General features: G+C 58.8%; 13 protein-coding genes. 1 reads left to right on the forward strand and 12 read right to left on the reverse strand.

Translation table 11 applies throughout. The annotated features are described in order from the left end of the window. Window positions 1-10: 10 nt before the first annotated feature. The 11 genes from PseAD21_RS12745 to PseAD21_RS12795 all read right to left on the reverse strand — a co-directional run bounded on the left by PseAD21_RS12745 (window position 11) and on the right by PseAD21_RS12795 (window position 14,739). A complete protein-coding gene (locus PseAD21_RS12745) occupies window positions 11-1,828 on the reverse strand; it encodes a hypothetical protein (RefSeq protein ID WP_102355990.1) in 1,818 nt (605 codons plus the stop codon). A gap of 3 nt (window positions 1,829-1,831) precedes the next feature. Beyond that, window positions 1,832-3,124, reverse strand: coding sequence for a hypothetical protein (locus PseAD21_RS12750; protein WP_102355991.1), 1,293 nt, complete (start codon window positions 3,122-3,124; stop codon window positions 1,832-1,834). Between the two features lie 19 nt (window positions 3,125-3,143). Next, window positions 3,144-4,064: a hypothetical protein gene (locus PseAD21_RS12755; protein ID WP_102355992.1), complete on the reverse strand. Its 921-nt coding sequence runs from the start codon at window positions 4,062-4,064 to the stop codon at window positions 3,144-3,146. A gap of 66 nt (window positions 4,065-4,130) precedes the next feature. After that, window positions 4,131-6,500, reverse strand: a complete 2,370-nt coding sequence (locus tag PseAD21_RS12760) for a hypothetical protein (protein WP_102355993.1) — start codon at window positions 6,498-6,500, stop codon at window positions 4,131-4,133. A 10-nt stretch (window positions 6,501-6,510) separates the two neighbouring features. After that, entirely contained in the window at window positions 6,511-7,653 is a 1,143-nt protein-coding gene (locus PseAD21_RS12765; RefSeq protein ID WP_102355994.1) for a hypothetical protein, read from the reverse strand. Beyond that, the gene (locus PseAD21_RS12770) at window positions 7,632-9,077 is read right to left on the reverse strand and encodes an alkaline phosphatase family protein (protein WP_102355995.1); all 1,446 of its coding nucleotides are present in this window, start codon (window positions 9,075-9,077) and stop codon (window positions 7,632-7,634) included. The genes PseAD21_RS12765 and PseAD21_RS12770 overlap by 22 nt, the downstream gene beginning before the upstream one ends. Continuing rightward, complete coding sequence (eboE, locus tag PseAD21_RS12775) at window positions 9,067-10,293, reverse strand: metabolite traffic protein EboE (protein ID WP_102355996.1); 1,227 nt, start codon at window positions 10,291-10,293, stop codon at window positions 9,067-9,069. The genes PseAD21_RS12770 and eboE overlap by 11 nt, the downstream gene beginning before the upstream one ends. Continuing rightward, window positions 10,290-11,174 (reverse strand): TatD family hydrolase, encoded by an 885-nt coding sequence (locus tag PseAD21_RS12780; protein ID WP_102355997.1) that lies wholly within the window; start codon window positions 11,172-11,174, stop codon window positions 10,290-10,292. Before PseAD21_RS12780 ends, eboE begins: the two co-directional genes overlap by 4 nt. A gap of 36 nt (window positions 11,175-11,210) precedes the next feature. After that, window positions 11,211-11,981 (reverse strand): EboA domain-containing protein, encoded by a 771-nt coding sequence (locus PseAD21_RS12785; RefSeq protein ID WP_102355998.1) that lies wholly within the window; start codon window positions 11,979-11,981, stop codon window positions 11,211-11,213. Continuing rightward, on the reverse strand, window positions 11,978-12,868 hold the full coding sequence (locus PseAD21_RS12790; protein WP_102355999.1) for a UbiA family prenyltransferase: 891 nt from the start codon (window positions 12,866-12,868) through the stop codon (window positions 11,978-11,980). Before PseAD21_RS12790 ends, PseAD21_RS12785 begins: the two co-directional genes overlap by 4 nt. After that, a complete protein-coding gene (locus PseAD21_RS12795; protein WP_102356000.1) occupies window positions 12,865-14,739 on the reverse strand; it encodes a 3-dehydroquinate synthase in 1,875 nt (624 codons plus the stop codon). Before PseAD21_RS12795 ends, PseAD21_RS12790 begins: the two co-directional genes overlap by 4 nt. A 623-nt stretch (window positions 14,740-15,362) precedes the next feature. Between PseAD21_RS12795 and PseAD21_RS12800 the strand changes: the two genes are divergently transcribed. Next, on the forward strand, window positions 15,363-15,878 hold the full coding sequence (locus PseAD21_RS12800; RefSeq protein ID WP_102356001.1) for a cupin domain-containing protein: 516 nt from the start codon (window positions 15,363-15,365) through the stop codon (window positions 15,876-15,878). A 190-nt stretch (window positions 15,879-16,068) separates the two neighbouring features. Here the strand turns inward: PseAD21_RS12800 and PseAD21_RS12805 are convergent, their stop codons facing one another. After that, window positions 16,069-16,680: a dTMP kinase gene (locus PseAD21_RS12805; protein ID WP_102356002.1), complete on the reverse strand. Its 612-nt coding sequence runs from the start codon at window positions 16,678-16,680 to the stop codon at window positions 16,069-16,071. Between the last annotated feature and the right edge of the window lie 47 nt (window positions 16,681-16,727).

Genomic DNA, 16,727 nt, shown 5'->3' on the forward strand with positions numbered 1-16,727 from the left:
GGGGGCGCGATCACAGCGGCGGTTGCCACGGCTCGCCCGTGAGATAGGCCCGCAACAACGCCCGCTGAGAGGGCGACATCGACCGCACAACCGGCATGAACAGCGTGGTGCCTTTATAGGCATCCGAGGTTCGGGCGAGGATCGGGTTCTTCGCGCCCATGATCGCGTCGGGCTGGTTCAGCGGGATGTAGCGAGACATGGCGGGGAAGGCCAGGTAGTGAAAACGCAGGACATTCGGATACATCAGTTCCCATGTGATGGTGGTGCCTTTGGGGATGCCGAAGTCGGTCTGGGCGTATTTGCGGAAGTTGGTGAAATAGGTGCCGCTGTCCTGACCGTTGACGGTGTAGGTCAGGGCGACGAAACCGGCGAGGGGCGCCGCTGCGGGTTTTACGTTGACGGAGAACGTGACGGACAACTGACCGGGGCTCACCGTCAGGGCAGGTGGGAAATAAAGGAAGTCGCAGTACCGCTGTTGCGTGTAATACGGTCCCGAGGGCGCGGCGGTGAGATCGATTTCAGTTGTCCTGGTCACCGCAGCACCCAGATACCGGACCTGCAGCGTAATCGACAGTCCCTGTGGGTAGTCCTCGGTATAGACACTGCGTTGATCTGCATAGATCCGATAGACGGACTCTGTTGCCTGCAACGTAGTCCCGGCGACCGTGCCGGGGGCGTTGATGGCCAACGCTGAGGATCTGACAGCAGACTGTTGAGTTGTATCGAGCGGCAGATCGACAATGCCGCCATACACGTAATAATCGAGCAGTGGACTGCTGGTCGGATCGAGTGTGGTCAGGGTGGTCGTACCGGCTGCCAGGGTCACAGGACCGTAATTCCCGTTAGGTCCGATTGGGCTGGTGATGTCATCCCTGACGGTCCTGAACGTCTCTTTCGGAATGATGTTGACCATGTCGACGCTCAGCATTGCCGGGCTGCTCAGGTCTGCGTAGCCGGTGCCGCCCGTGTCCTGATTGACGATCTGACGGCCCACCTGACAGTTCAGCGGCTCATTTGCGAAAGCCGGAGCCAATGTACCGATGACCCGGCCAATGCTCGGGTTCGGGGTGTCTCTGCCGGCGGCATAATCGGCTTGCAACTGGGGAGTGGTCATCGTCGGACACATTTCGAACATCACGAAGCGCAGGACGATACCGGTGGCCCCCGGTGCCTGGATGATCGATCGCAAACCGCTGCTGTTCTGGTTCCAACTGACAATACTGCTCAGCGCAAAGGTCAGCTGGAATGTGCCACTGATACGGCAAGAGCCGGGTGCATCCATCTCCTTCGGTAGTGGCTGCAGCACCCGCATGCCGAGATCCAGACTGCTGCAAACAGTATTGGCGCGAATCAGCAATTGGATATTGTCACTGCCACCGATTTGCAGACCACCGACAAATATCTGGGTGGTGGTTGTCGAGGTGGGGTCGAGGTCCACCATCATCGGGCCCGATACCGGCCCTTGTCCGGTCACCGGGTCCACAGAACCCAGCAGATAGACCGGCTGGCCCACCATATCCCCAGTGGTACTGACGCTGCCCGGGCTGCCCTGAGAACTGATCAGCGCGTTTTGCATGTCGACGACATGCTGCCCGTAATGATTCCAGCCGCCGGCGGTGTAGTAGTCGCCCGTGGGCGCATTGATCATGCTGTTCAACTGATCATCGGTGTAGGACTGGGCAGTCGGTGCGAGGGTCGAGGTAGTCAGGTCGAAGATCGGCCAGTTCTTGATGCCGTTGTACTGCATGGTCGGTGAGTTGTTCGGCAGGCTGACATCCGTGCGGATACCACCCCAGAAATTCAGTCGCGGGCCATTGAGGATGCTCATGATTTATTTCCCGTCCTTGATGGTTTTGCCGAGCGGCGAATTGGCGAATTTGAACAGATAGGAGTAGTCGGACTTGTAAGGACTCTTGACCGGCGTCGCCATGGAATGGCAGTTCATGCAGCTGCTGTTGGGCTGGATGTAGCTTTCCATGGTCACATTGGCCGAGAGTGCCGGCGTCGGCTGACCCAGCGGATTGCCCGGGTTGTCAGGCATCAGCGGGCGCTGGGTGGTGATGAGCTGGTAGTACTTCAACACGCTTTTTTGCAACCCCGGGTCGGTCTGGTAACTGGCGTTGATCTGGTTCGTGATGTCGGCGATCGGGGTGACCCGGTTCAGCGGGTTCGGGGTCTGGAACGTGGTGCCGGGCTTGGGAACGCAGACCTGATGCGGGCCCTGAGTCTGCCAGTCGCACGGTGACTGGTTGAGGGACGCGGCGGGTGCGGCGGCGTTGAAGTAGGAATAGGCCGTGCCCGCGACTGGTTGATCGACCCATTTGCCGTTTACCAGTGCCTTGGGCGGAACGTTGTCGACCTGTTCAAATGTCGACCAGATCCACTGCGGATAGCCGTTGGCCTTGGTGATGATGTGCAGGCCGACCAGCCCCAGATACGCCTCGGTGACACCGTTCTTCTGGCCCTGATCATTGAAAGTCGCCACCCGGGCGAGCATGGTCAGGTAACGGCTGGCGTTGTCATTGGAGGTGAGGATGCGCCAGCTCGATTTGATCTCGATGACGCCCCAGGGGAATTGGATGTTGTTGGCTTTGGAAACGACGTCGGCGTTATAGAAGTTGTTGCCCACGATGTAGTTGTAGGAGGTCTCGTTGGCCGAAATGTCGTAATAGGTCGGGTTTTTCGCCTGATCGATCAACCAGCCGCCGACCGCCTGATCGACGGCATTCACCTGAGCGCTGTTTTTCAAAGAGGCGATGTTGATGATGTTGAAACTTTTTGCGATCTGCGGGGAATTCCACGGCCCCGGATTGGTGGCGTTCGGCAGAAAGATTTCGCCTACGGTCTTGTAGGTCTGCCAGACGGTGTAGCCGGCCGCACCGGGCTGTTGGGTGCAGTCGGGATTGCCGCGCTGCCCGCTCTTTGCCGGCCAGCTCAGGGCGATGAACATCTGCCAGCTGTATTGATCGAACTGATCCTGTCCGGCCGTGGCGGCCGGTGCCGTACTGGGCGGCTGGCAGTTCAACTGGCTGGACTGCACCGACGGCATGGCTTGTTCCCTGGCCAGCACCGGCAGGCTGGCCAGACCCAGCAACATCACGGAATAACGGAGTGTGGTTTTCATGGCGATCCTTCGTCGTTGATCACGGTTTACGCTGCATGAGTTTGTTCCACTGCGCCTTGTGGCCATTGCTCTGCGACTCTGGTGGCTCGAACAACTGGCAGGGTGGCGGATTCGACGGGCACATGGCGGCGACCTGCGCCCACGTCTGTTTCGGGTTCGGTTTGGCGATGCGGAAATCGGTGTAGTTCTGGCTGACGATCGGTGCGTTGGCGACGCTGGTATCGCCTGAAAAGAAGAACGATTGCGGTGGCCGGTAGGGCGGTTGTCCCGACATTTTTTTGTAGAAGGCATAGCCGAACAGGATCGGACCTTGCGGCGAATCAAGATCCAGGGCGTAGGCCTGCACGCTGCCATCGAGGTTTTTACTGCGCTCGGCGCTGTAGGGCAGGTGCTCGATGAAGTCCTGCCGTGGCGGATGATTCATCGGGGAAAACATGCAGCAGGCCGGCATGTCTTTCGGGCGGTCTTGCGGATACGTCAGGAAGTACGCCTTGTTGCCAAGGGAGACGAACGAGCAGGTGTAGTTGTTGTTCTTGATCGGGAAGATCGGCAGACAGTATTTCTCGTAGTGCTCCATCATGGCGCCGAAGCCGTCGCCATCCGGCGGGATGTAGGTTGTGTCGTAGTAGCTGGTCCCGTGGGAGACGGTGTAGTCCGCAGGCGTCAGGGTCGTTGGTGGGTTGCTGTACGGCGGCGGGTTGTTTTCGTAGTTGTGCATCACCCGGTACAGGGTCCAGTTGCTGATCCAGAATGCCGGGAAGAACGGATCGGAAGGCTCACCCGGATTGCGTTTGGCGATGCAGTTGCCGTTCTGTTCATTGCACCCCAGCGTGTTGTGTACGCCATTGGTGAAGTAGACGGCGCCGCTGTCCTGGGCGAATGCGGATGGACAGAACAACAGGATCAACAGCAACAGACGGTTCAAGAGGCTGACGTTCATGGGTCACTCCCTGGCAAGGCGCACTGCGGGCCTGAACGCCCGCAGCGGCTCATCTTTCCTGATGGATCAGAGGTCGTCGTAATCACTCATCTTGAGTTGCATGGGCGGGAAGTTGCGCTTGACCAGTTTCTGCGCCCACAACTCCAGCACGGCGCGCCGGCTTTGCGACAGGTCGCGGGTGATGGGCATCGCGAGGGTGCTTTCTTCCTGGTACTCCTTGCTGATCAGCCGGATCAACTGGTCGACGGCACCTTCCACCCGTGTCCGGGAGTTGAGCGGCATGAACTTGTTCATGATCGGGTACAGGTAATAGAACGTCTTGAGAACCCGTGGGTAGATGAAGTCATCCCAGATCGCTTCGGGCGCATTCTTGTCCTTGTAGATGTCGTTCCAGTAATTGACGAAGTCCTGCTGCAGTTGCATGTCCAGAGGCAGGACGCGCAGCGGCGCGAGGAAGTCGGTCTGGGCGTTTGTGAGCGCGAAGCTGAAGGGGATGACCGGGTCGCTGGTGCCTTCCTTGACGATGAAGCGCAGCGTAGGGAAACCCGGGGCCAGAGCCTTGAAACTCACCTGGGCGATGCCATTGGCGTCGGTGGTGGTGGCGACGTAGGAGTAATCCACCGTCTGATCGTTATCCAGCGTTCCGCTGACGTAGACGCCGGCGTCGAATTCCAGGCAAGGGGTCAGGGGGACCGTGATCGGTTTACTTGAGCCATTCATGAATGACTGATAACTGACCGGAACGCCCACCGGTTTGTCTTTGGCTTCCAGATTGACCAGTCGACGACCGCTGCCGGTGGCCAGGTAGTTCGCTACAGGTGCCATGCCCTTGAACTGTGGCAGGTGGGCGGTGTTTTTGTTGCGGTCTGCGTTGTCGTAGAACAGCGTGAAGTCGGGGTTGTTTCTGAACGTCAGGTAGTAGTCGCTGGTGGTCACGTTGTAAGGGTTGCCGTATTCCACCACCCAGAGTGTGGTGTTGGCGGCCGGTTGACCATTTTTCTGCACCATGATGTTCAGCGTCTTGCGATCGTTCACGTCGACGAAGGTGCCACTTTCTACTACCTCCGCAGTCCACACTTGCTGAGTGGCGGCTTTCACGGGGCCTGATGCAGTCTGTTGCTGCAGTTCCAGCGGGCCGGATTGCAAGGTGGCCGTTTGCGCTGCGCTGAGGGGTAGGTCCAGCAGGCCCGAGCGCTTGTCGAATGCCGACTGTTGGTACTGATCGAAACCGATGTCGATCACCGGCACGAAATTCCCGTTCTGCGATACGCCCAGCTTATAGTCGCCGGCCTGGAACTTCTCGGCAGTCAGGACATCGGCGTTCTTGTCCAGCGGATAGAACGGAAATGTGTTGGCCAGATCCAGCGACAGCGTGTTGTTGGTGATCTGCGCCGATGTCACACCCAGATTGGTGCTTGTCGGCTGAGACATGCCGGGGCGAGTGACCATGATCTTCTGGTCGGTGACCAGACGCGGGCCGGCGGGCGCCGTGGGGTATTCGTGGTCGAACCACAGACCCAGGGTCGCTACGGTACGGTTGTAGGCGGGGTTGAAGAAAATATCGGAAACGTTGTCCAGCCCCTTTTGATACATCGCTGTCATACGGGCCAGCGCCGATGGGTCATTGTTGCGGGTGTTGATGTACGGGAAGTCGTTGAACACACCGTTCCTGTCGTAACAGGTGAGGTACGTGGCGAACCTGAACATCAGGCCCTGAGCGTTTTGAGCCTCCATCTGTTGCTGGAGATTACTCAGCAGGACGGAATCGCCGATGACCCATTCCAGATTGTCCCGGGGAAAACAGGTCTGCCAGGTGGTGGTGACATACGCCAGACCGCCAAAGTCACCGGCCCAATTGAACGTCAGGAAGCGGTCGAGCATCCGGTATTGACGGTTCAGGGTCAGGCCACAGGTGGCATCCCCCAACTGCAGCTTGTCGAAGTACAGCGCCGTGAAGGTGTTCTGCCACGGGCTGATATCGACGAAGCGGGCGGCCGTCGGGCTCTGACTGCCAAAGGGATTGCCGAGCAGCTGGAAGTCCCTGCCGACCAGCGCGTCCTTAGCAATGTAGGTGTTGGCCTGCAACTCGCCGCCAATAATGGTCGAGCGGGTACTCTGGTAACTCACCGTCCCGCAGGCGTTGTCGCCAAACAGGTCCCATTCGGCGGGTATGAACGGGAAGGTGTTTGGGCTTCCGTTGGTCGGAACCTGCTGCACATAGGGCGGCAGATTATTCTGCTGCACGGGTGAAATGATCCAGGGCATCAGGGTGGTGGGAGCGTTCTGCTGCGTGATGTCGTAGTAGCTGGTAAACGGCCAGTTGATATCCATCTTCACCGCGTCATAGAGCGGCAGCACATCATTGTTGTTGGCCGTCGGCGGGTTCCAGAACATATGGCCGTTGAGGTAGATGCGGGGGAAGTTCAATACGCTCATGTCATGCTCCTTAGCGTTGCCACTGGGCGCGTTTCAGCGACCAGACAAAGTCCAGTTTTTTGTAGCCTGCGAAGTCGGAGGCCGGCAGCGGAGTGGTTGGGTAGACGATGCCGCCACCTTGCTTGAGGGCGAAATTGAAGTAGCCCTTGTCGTTCGAGTAGGCGGCGGTGCCATGGCAGGCCAGGCAGGACGAGGTGTTCTGGAAAGCCGATTCCAGCTGCGAGTTGGCCAGTACCTGGGTGACGGGCTGGTACTCGACTCCGATCAATTCGTACTTCGACAGCGTCGGATTACTCGCCTGGAAGCTGACATTCACCGGTTTGGCGGCCGGGGTCGGCCCGGTGGTGTTGGTCATCGGCGTCGGTGTCGGCGCGTTGGTCACGGTGTATTTGCTGTTGTTGATGTTTTCGAAGGTGGTCCACACCCAGCTGTCGTCCAGTTTGTTGACGACATGCAGCCCGCTCAATGCCGCATAGCCAACCTGATAAGTGCCGTCGTCCTGCTGGAAATAGGCCTGGGCTACGTAGTAGCCGTCGTTGACCAGAGTTTGTCGGTAGGTCGTGTCCGAGCCGATCCACAGCCAGGCGGCTTTCAACTCCCAGGCAGTCGCCGGGAAGTGAAGGTTGTCGGGCAGTGCGGCCTGACCATTCATGTTGTAGACCTGACGCTGCACGATGTAGTCGAACGTGTCTTGCCCCATCAGCAGTTGAAAGCGTACGGGGTTGCCTTTTTGCGCCGCCGGCACGGCGCCGCCCATGTGCAGCGCCAGACCATCGACCTGTTGGGTGGCATTGATGTTATGGAACGCGCGGGACAGGTCCATACCCTGGGCTTTGGCTTGCGTCTCCACGGCGGCCGGGAGCGGCGCGTTACTGGCATAAGGGCCGGGCGCAGCACCATTGGGCAGGTAGACCTGGTCCGAAGGCTTCATCGTTTCCCAAACCCGATTACTGGTCTGGGCGGCGCTGGGCTGGTTCAGACAGACGAACCAGTTCCAGGCCATGGTCTCGGGATTCTGCTCGAACGCAGCCCGGGTCTTGGTGATGTCAGTCCCAAACTTCAGAAATTGGCTGCAATCGAAAGGGGTGGTGTCCTGTGCCTGAGCCAAACCGGCCAGTGCACTGAGAACAGTTATAGAAATGGCTCGCCGCATGGAAGCTCCTTGGCATTGGCCGAGTGGGTGTATGAGTGCCCCAGAAAATGCTGAAGGAGCAGTTGTTTCACTGCCGTTGCCGCAAGGGTTTGCGGCAACGGCAGATCGCAATTGGTGATGAACAGCGGGCCGGTTTCCTCGCGCTCGGGCAGGCGACCGTGACTGCCACGGACCAGTCCGGTGTCCAGTGGAATCAGGTCCATGTAGTAGCGAAAGCCGAGTTTCTTCTGCAGCAGGCGCCGCGCGACTCTCAATTTCGGGAAACGAATGGCCGGGTCGATGAACAGTTCCAGCGGGTCGTAGCCGGGCTTGCGGTGGATGTCCACGGTGCGGGCAAAGTCGGGCGCCTTGCGATCATCGAACCAGTAGTAGTAATCGAACCAGTAACCGGCTGCGGCCACGGCCACCAGCTCGCCGCTGCGCGGGTGATCCAGCTGAAACGCCCGCTGTTCGGCCTTGTCCAGCACCTGCTCGATACCGGGCTGGCGCTGCAGCAGCGCTTTGACGCGGGGAATGTCCTGGGTCCGTTTCACGTAGACATGCGCGATCTGATGATCGGCCACGGCAAAGGCTGCACTGGCGCCGGAGTCGAGCAGTTCCCAGGTCAGCGATTGGCGCACCTCCAGCAAACCTTCCGAGCGCAGCAGGCGGTTGATTGAAACCGATTGATTGACCGCTTCGATCCCGTATTCCGACAGCAACATCACCGCCGCGCCCTGTTCTTCGGCAAACGCCAGCAGGCGGCCGACTTCCTTGTCGATGGCCCGAACCTCGTCGGCAATCGACGGATGCTCCGGCCCCACGCGCTGAAGGCTGTAGTCGAGATGCGGCAGGTAGATCAATTGCAGGTCGGGCCGATTGAGCTGAAATTCGGCGATGGCGCAATCGACGATCCAGCGGCTCGAGGCAATGCCGGCCGCCGGGCCCCAGAAGCCCGGAAACGGAAACTCGCCAATCAGTTGCTCGATACGCTCGTGCAGCGCAGCCGGTGACGAATACAGACCGAACATTTTCCGGCCATCGGCCGGGTAGTGAGGGCGCGGGGTGATGGCAGCATCCACGTCGGCGTACATGTTGTACCACCAGAACAACTGGCTGCAGCGAAACCCGGGCAACTCGCGTTTGAGCGTCTCCCAGACCTTTTCGCCCTGAATCAGCGCATTGGGTTGCAGCCAGAAACGCACTTCAGCCTGGTCGCGAAAATACCAGCCATTGCCGACGATGCCGTGCTCGGACGGTGGACGCCCGGTGAGAATCGAGGCTTGCACCGACGATGTGACGGCCGGAAACACCGGTTGCAGGCTGGCCATTTTTGCGACTTTCAGCAGGGCATTGATGTGCGGCGTCGCTTCTCCAAGCAACGACGGCGTCAACCCGACCACGTTGATCAGCAGCAGTGGTTGACGCGCAGAGTCAGAGCGCATCGGCGTACGCCTCCTGCGCTTGTGATTGCAGCAGTCGCCGTTGCCGCAACTGGTCCTCGACCCAGTTCAGTTCTGCGGCGATCCCCTGAAGCTGGGCGGACTCGGTCGTCGGCCGCAGTTGCGCGGGCAGGACGCCCCAGCTGTAGGTTTCCACCTCCAGCACCGGACGAAAGTCCTCGTGGCTGGCGAGAAAATCGAAGGTCTGCGACAGGGCGATCTGACTGCCGCTCAGCTCGGGCAACAACAGCTGTTCGCTGAACAACGGGATGTGGAAATGAATCCTCAGTTCGGGGTAACGCCCCGGGAGTTTTGCGCATTCGACGAGGGCGGCGGGCAGATCCGCCCAGGCCTGCAGGCGACCCTGCGCATCGCGCGCCTTCACTTGATGCAGGTAGGTGGTTTCGCAGAAGTCACTCAACGTCTTGAGCACCTGTTCGCGGCGCCCGTCGTCAGGTAGACGACAAATCAATGCGTTGGACAGCTGGATCTTGCCGATGGGTACCTGTGCCTGACGCAGCTTTGCCAACGACTGAAAGCAGTCTTCGAACATCACCGCCTGATGGCAGACATCAAAGCACAGCGCCAGATAGGGATGGTTCGGGTCTGTGGTTTGCCAGCGGCGGAAGAAGGCGATGGCCTGGTCAGTGGTTTCCAGCACGCAATCCGGCTCCATCTCCAGGCAGAACACGATCTTCTTGCCGGTTTCCCGATGCAGTTGGGCCAGCGAAGCGGTGAGTTCGCGCAGTTGCTGCTCGGCCCGTTGTTGCAGCGTCGGGGTCCAGGTGGCGGCATAGCCGAGCGGCACGGTGGAGATCACCCCTTGATGACAATCCGGCGGCAATGCCTGCGCGAGGATGTGCGCCAGGTTGAGGCTGTACGCCAGGCGTTTCGGCTCGGCCCAATTGGGCAGGTAGACCTCGGCTTTTATCGCACGGTCATGAAATTGGCCGTAGGGAAAACCGTTCAGCGATGTCAGCCGCAGTCCGCTGCGTTGCAGCAGGTTCAGAAACGCCGAACGCGCCGATTTCTGCTGCAGCCTGGACGCGGCAAGGGCGCTGATCCACAGTCCGCTGTTCTGCGCTTGCAGCCCGCGCAGGGTCCGCACGCCCTGAAAGTGCTGCTCGATCGAAGACTGCAACCCGGCCAGGTCGCGGGTAGGGTGCACATTGCTGCAATAGCCGATCTGTCCGGGCGTCCAGCCCTTGCCGGCGTTCATTTGATCACCGGTTCCTGGCCACGCAGGGCGGAGTTTTCCTGATACTGCCGGCGCTGATCGATGGGCAGCGGGGTGCTGACCAAGGTTTTATCCAGTTGGCCGCTCTGGGCGAAAAAATCGACGGGGTTGTGGAACAGCACCTGCTCGACCTGGGCTTCACTGAAGCCGGCCGCCAACATCGCCTGACCGGTTTTCGGCACTTTGAGCGGATCGCTGATGCCCCAGTCGGCAGCACTGTTGACCACCATTTTCTCGGTGCCGTATTGCTGGAGCAGGGCGACCATCCGTTGTTCCGACATTTTGGTGTTGGGATAGATCGAGTGACCGCGCCAGCAGTCGCTGTCCAGCACCAACGGCAGGGTCAGTTCATTGAGGTGATCGATGATCACCAGACTCTCGTTGATCCCCACCTCGCGAATCACCGCCAACGTCCGCTTGGTGCCGCCGATCTTGTCGCGGTGCGGCGTGTGTACCAGCACCGGCAGATTGAATTGTCTGGCCAGCTCCAACTGCGCCGCGAGAAAACGATCTTCCTCGGGCGTGATGTCGTCGTAGCCGATTTCGCCGACCGCCACGACGCCGTCCTTCACCAGATAACGCGGCAGAATCTCCAGCACCTCGTTGGCCACCGACAAGTCATTGGCCTCCTTGGGATTGAGACCGATGGTGCAGAAGTGATGGATGCCAAACATGCTGGCGCGAAAGCGCTCCCAGCCCAACAGGGTGTCGAAGTAATCAATGAAACTGCCGACACTGGTTCTGGCCTGACCTTGCCAGAAGGCTGGCTCGATCACCCCGGTAATTCCGGCAGCGGCCATGTTCTGGTAGTCATCAGTGGTGCGGCTGACCATATGAATGTGCGGGTCGAAATACTTGGGCATGATGAATCCTCGTTGAGGGAAAGGAGTCGTTGGGCATCAGTTCGATGGCGTGTCGGTCAGGTGATCGCGCCATTCCGGCGGCAAACGTCGCTGCTGGTTCAGGCCGATAAGTCGCTGACGTTGCACAGGGCCGAGCTGGTCGAAGGCAATCGCCAGGGGCAAGCCGGCGGACACCGTTCGGTCAGCGGCGAGTTGCTCTTCCAGCAGGTCGAGGGCTAATTGATTGAGGGTGACGCTGCGTCGTTGCGCCAGACCGATCAGGCGTCGCACGTCGAGCCCCATGCCCAGCGCTTTCAGCACCAGTTGGTGGAAGGCTCGTTCCGGGTAGTGACGCGACGGGTAGAGCGTGTCGAGGGCGAGGGCGGCAAACACCTGGCTGTTGCTGGTGCGTCCGGCCTGCAACGCCAGTTCCACGCACAGCCCATGACCGTCGAACCAGTCGAAGGCTTTCAGGGTGGCGACCTTTTCCTGATCGTCACCCCACAGAAATAGCTGACGCAGCAGAGGCCGTTGCCCGACTGGCGGTGATTGCTCAAGGACTTGCGCCAGCAACAAGGCGCGGGCCAGCTGGATCAGGTTCCAGCGACTGTCGGGCAGTGCACGATCACGCAGATGACGCCTGCACTGGCCGCTCAGGAGCGACGCGGTACTGGCGTCCGGCTGGCGGGCAAGTTGCGCCTGCGCCTGACGCCACCAGTGCAGCTCGTTCTCATCGAGTTGCCCGGTCAACACCTGATGCTGTTCGGCAAGGCAATCGTGGCGCATGCCGAGGGCCGCCGTTGGCGGCGCAGTGACGTCCATGTTCATGTCGGTTTGATCCAGCGCTGGAAATGTGGGAGCAGCAAAAACACCAGAACACACAGCAGGCTGCCCAACGGTTGGTTGGCCACGGCCATCACCAACGCATCGAACAGTGGCAGTGCCGCAAGACCTGCACCGATAAAGGCGCGGACTTGCCGGCGTTTCGGGTTGGCAAGGTTGTGCCAGTAATGCCAGCCCAGCCAGCCGAGCCAGAGCAACAGCACCGGCCAGAACCACAGGTTCTCGGAGTAGATCGCCAGGGCCAGAGGACTCAGCATCAGGATCAACGGCAGGCGGCTGAGCAACTGGTTGTGGTGCTCATGCCGGGCCAGATAAGTCAGCCCGCTGATGTAGACGCCGAGCAAAATCGCGCAGAGCCAGATCGGCTCCGGTGGCACCGCCAGACTGGCCGCTGCCGTGAGGTACAGCGCCGAGCGGCAGGCGCCCATCAACCACACGCTGTGGGCGTATCTTTTGTGCAGCACGTTGTAACCGATGATGCAGCCCACCAACAGCGTGACGCTGGCCAGCAGCCAATGCGGCTGATCGATCAGTTGGCTCAGGCCGAGTACCGAGGCCGCGGCCAGTGTCAGCAGCAACACCGTGGCGAGGCGCACTTGTTGGCGACTGACCAGGCCCAGCGTGATGGGCCGCGGATTGTGGTGTTGCTGATCCCAGTCCGCATCCAGTAGATCGTTCAGCAACATGCCGGCCAGATACACCAACGACAGGGTGACCAGCAGCAGAACCCACACCAGCGATGAGGGCGGCGCCAGTGCACCGGCGCTGCTGGCCAGCAGTGCGGCGGCCAGGGTGTTGGTCCAGACCGTGGGCAGATTGGATACCCGGCCCAGCGTCATCCAGGTTTTAAGGCTTTGCGGGGTCTGGTTCATTTCGCGAAGCCCTCGCTCAGGCTGCTGGCCGCAGCGCTGCAGGTAGACAGCCGCATCAGCGCCTGCTCCATCCGCGCGTCGTCGATTTCATGCAGGTCTACCGATTGGCCGATTCCGCTGAGCATCGGGATGGAAAGTTGTCCACCCAGGTGCTGGCGGAACTCTTCCAACCCGAGCAATACCTGCGAACGACCTTGCACATCTTTCAGGTTCAATTCCGGTGGGCTCAGGTTGAAACCGAGCTTGGTCAACAAGCTCATCACCCGCTCACTGTCAGCATCGCTCAGAAGCCCGAGGGCATTGGCGTAGAGTCCGTCGAGGGCCATGCCCACGGCGACCGCTTCGCCATGGCGCAACCGGTGGTGGCTGAGGTTTTCCAGTTTGTGCGCCGCCCAGTGTCCGTAATCCAGCGGCCGCCCATTTGCGCGCTCGAAAGGGTCGCCGGCACCGGTGATGTGCTCCAGGTGCAGTTCGGCGCAGCGGCGAATCGCATAGCGGCTTGCCGGGTGATCGAAGCGGGCGAGGGCGTCGGCCTGTTGCTCCATCCATTGGAAGAATGCCTGGTCCTTGATCAGCGCGACTTTCACCGCCTCGGCCAGCCCGGCGATCTGGTCACGGCGGATAAGGCTGGTCAGCAACTGGAAGTCATTGATCACGGCCGTGGCGGGGTAGAAGGTCCCGAGCAGATTCTTCTGGCCGAAGGCATTGATGCCGTTTTTCACCCCGATGCCGGCATCGTTCTGGGCCAGTACGGTGCTCGGCACGCGAATCAGGCGAATGCCACGGTGGAAGGTGGCACAGGCGTAGCCCACGGAGTCCAGTACAGCGCCACCACCGAGGGCGAGGACATAGCAGTGCCGGTCCAGCCCATGTCTCATCATGTCGGTGTAGAGCTGCTGTAACACCTGTGAATCCTTGCTCAGTTCACCGGCCGGAACGGCAATCGGCGGTGCCTGCAAATGCACATCCACTGTATAGGCAGCAAAATAGCCATCGATCTGTTCCAGCAATTGCGGGGCGCTTTTCAGCAGTTGTTCATCGGCGAACACCAGTACGGTCACGCGGCCACTTTGCCGAGCGGTGAGTTGCTGATGCAGGCAGGCATTGGACGGATCGAACAGATGATCGGTGAACACCACCGGGTAGTCGTAACTGACCTCGAAACGTCCGCGGAGCGTCTGCTCGGCGCCGTGCTTGCGCAAGGTCTTGAACAGGCTGTACCCGGCGATGAACAGTCCCGGCAACACCATACTGGCGAGGATAGTCACCAGCAGCGCGTTCTCTTCGACGAGGAACGCGCCAATGGCGCTGTAGGCCAGTGCCAGACCGGCGTTAGCCAGGGTGGTGACCAGCAAGAACGAGCGTAGCGGATAACGTTGCATGCCAGCCGCCACCACTGAGGTTTCGGCCAGCACGGGCACGCCGCGCAGGCAGATCAATGACAGCGTGCCCAATCGATACCCGAGTTGCCCGGGCCGGCGTTGATGCAAACCGAGGCGACTCGAAAGCATCCGGAAATAGCCGGCCCCTAGCGCATACCCCAACCCGGCCCCCAGGCACAGGCCAATGAAAATCACCAGATAACCGCCGACACTGCCCAGCATGGCCACGGCCAGTAGCGCGACCACACTGGAAGGCACGGGCAGCACCACATCCAGCGCCAGTAAGGCGATCAGTAGCAGCGCGAGGTTGAGTTTCTGGGTGGGGGAGGACGGAAGGTACAGGTCGAGATGAGTCAGGAAATCCTGGATCTGCTGTTCGAACAAGACGAAGCTGGCGATTACCAGACCTGAAAAGCAAAACAATGACAGCCAAAAATGTTCGGCTGGCGCCTTTTTCGAGAGCGCACGATACCAACGGCTGTGCTTCATCAAGCATCCCTCTTGATTGTGATGACTGAGTTCCGTTCAGTAACTAAAAGCAGAGTCTTAATTATTTCAGGGGAATGAGTTCTCCCGCCTTGAAGGCTGTTCTTATTATTTGACTGATGTGCCTGTGAAGATATTCATGAACCTAGACGGTTGTTGTCGTTTTGCAAATAAAATACGAAGTGGCGTTTTTCAGGCGTTATTGAGTCGATAGGCAAGCATCGAAATCGGGCATCTGCGGGTGAGTTGTTTATTCAATGTATTCAAGGTGATGAGGGCCTTTGTTGTTGTGAATCAGAGACTGCTTGATGTTCGAAACGAGGAGGACTTTCAATGGGCTTAGTTAGCAAGCTAATTAGATAGTGGCCAGGTGGCATTATTTTGTTATCTAATTTATTGCCTCTGGCTATAAGTGGTTTTGATCGCTGACTCAAACAACATGTACAAGGTATTTCCCGCTATGAATGCTTGTTATCTTTCTCTCGGGGTATCGGCTATTCGCGACGGGAATGGCGAGGCGAAATGAGGCATACGTCTTCGATTAGGGTGCTATTTTAGGTTAACTACACTAAATAGCCGTTTAGTTGAGCTATCAAGTGAATGGCGCTAGATCGAAGGAGCAGGCCATGACTCAACGCAAAATCACCGTCGAGGCCTTGATTGCCGAGCTGAATCTGGAGGCTCACGTTGAAGGCGGTTATTTGCGTCGAACCTTTCAAGCCGATCAACGCGGCATGCTGCAAACAGCATCCGGTCCGCGCTATCTGATGACGTCGATTTATTATCTGCTGACCGAGCAATCGCCGGTGGGTCAGTTTCATTTCAACCAGTCCGACATCCTGCATTATTTCCACCTGGGTGATCCCATCGAGTACAGCCTGATCCATGCGGACGGTTCACTGCAGACATTGATCATGGGCAACGACATGCTTGCAGGTCAGCAATTGCAATTACACGTGCCAGGTGGAATCTGGAAAGCTTCACGGTTGCTGAATGGCACGAATGGATTTGGTTTGATCAGTGAAGCGGTTTCACCAGGATTTGATTTCGCGGACATGCAAATGGGTGGGCGTCAGAAACTCACGGCGCAGTTTCCGCAGCATCGAAATCTGATTGAAGAGCTGACGCGAATTGAGGATTGAGGATTGAGCGACGTAGATTTCAAGGATGGCCAAGCATCAGGGGAAGACGTTTTATAGCAGCTGCTGGAGATTCTAAACCTGCGCGCAACTGGGCTGACCCTGAAACACTTTGTTACGTGTAATGTATATTATGTTAAATCATGTATTACGTTGCGCGCCCCTGCATCACCGCCTGTCTCCATTCAAGCAATCACCCCAACACCCTATAGATTTCAGAAACCATCTGCATCGTGGCGTCCTCAATCGTTCCCTCATTACGACATAGAACCCAACCATGCTCCTTGACCGCTTGTTCGAACATCTCCGTGCATCGCACATGCTCTGCGTGCTTCTGGATCACAGTGCCGCCCAATCCTCGAGATCTCGCCGTAGCCCTTGCCCATGAAATATCCGCATCGGTAACGACGCCGACATGCAAGTCCGGCACTCGCACGTCCCGCTCCAGGTTTAACTGGAGAATCTCGGCAAACGGGATGGATTGGCGAAATGCGGCATCAGATGGATACCAGCGATCGATCAAGATAATGCTGTCCAGCGGCTGCTTCGTCAGTACGTGCCGGGAAATCCAGCGACGACTATCAGCCAGGCGCTGACACACAGCCCATTCCAGATCCATGGATGGATTTCTGGCAAGCGTGTTAACCAGGGCCATGGTTTCCCCCCTGAAAGGATCGCTTTTTCTCTCGCAAAGCCGGATGACTTTCTTGTTGCCCGCCCTCAGTACTTTCGTAACGGCCTCCAACAGCGTGGTTTTGCCGGTGCCCTTGGGCCCATCGAGAGAAACAAACAGCGGACGATTCATTGTTCACATCGCTTGGTTGTGGCCGCCGGACCGAGAGTCTCGATGAG

It is taken from the genome of Pseudomonas sp. AD21 (assembly GCF_002878485.1).
Taxonomy (GTDB): Bacteria; Pseudomonadota; Gammaproteobacteria; order Pseudomonadales; family Pseudomonadaceae; genus Aquipseudomonas.

Excerpts from the sequence above, each read along its gene's own strand:
- PseAD21_RS12795 (WP_102356000.1), bottom strand. The coding sequence starts at position 14,739 with ATGAAGCACAGCCGTTGGTATCGTGCGCTCTCGAAAAAGGCGCCAGCC.
- PseAD21_RS12755 (WP_102355992.1), bottom strand. The coding sequence starts at position 4,064 with ATGAACGTCAGCCTCTTGAACCGTCTGTTGCTGTTGATCCTGTTGTTC.
- PseAD21_RS12765 (WP_102355994.1), bottom strand. The coding sequence starts at position 7,653 with ATGCGGCGAGCCATTTCTATAACTGTTCTCAGTGCACTGGCCGGTTTG.
- PseAD21_RS12770 (WP_102355995.1), bottom strand. The coding sequence starts at position 9,077 with ATGCGCTCTGACTCTGCGCGTCAACCACTGCTGCTGATCAACGTGGTC.
- PseAD21_RS12745 (WP_102355990.1), bottom strand. The coding sequence starts at position 1,828 with ATGAGCATCCTCAATGGCCCGCGACTGAATTTCTGGGGTGGTATCCGC.
- PseAD21_RS12805 (WP_102356002.1), bottom strand. The coding sequence starts at position 16,680 with ATGAATCGTCCGCTGTTTGTTTCTCTCGATGGGCCCAAGGGCACCGGC.
- PseAD21_RS12790 (WP_102355999.1), bottom strand. The coding sequence starts at position 12,868 with ATGAACCAGACCCCGCAAAGCCTTAAAACCTGGATGACGCTGGGCCGG.
- PseAD21_RS12800 (WP_102356001.1), top strand. The coding sequence starts at position 15,363 with ATGACTCAACGCAAAATCACCGTCGAGGCCTTGATTGCCGAGCTGAAT.
- PseAD21_RS12760 (WP_102355993.1), bottom strand. The coding sequence starts at position 6,500 with ATGAGCGTATTGAACTTCCCCCGCATCTACCTCAACGGCCATATGTTC.
- PseAD21_RS12750 (WP_102355991.1), bottom strand. The coding sequence starts at position 3,124 with ATGAAAACCACACTCCGTTATTCCGTGATGTTGCTGGGTCTGGCCAGC.
- eboE (WP_102355996.1), bottom strand. The coding sequence starts at position 10,293 with ATGAACGCCGGCAAGGGCTGGACGCCCGGACAGATCGGCTATTGCAGC.
- PseAD21_RS12785 (WP_102355998.1), bottom strand. The coding sequence starts at position 11,981 with ATGAACATGGACGTCACTGCGCCGCCAACGGCGGCCCTCGGCATGCGC.
- PseAD21_RS12780 (WP_102355997.1), bottom strand. The coding sequence starts at position 11,174 with ATGCCCAAGTATTTCGACCCGCACATTCATATGGTCAGCCGCACCACT.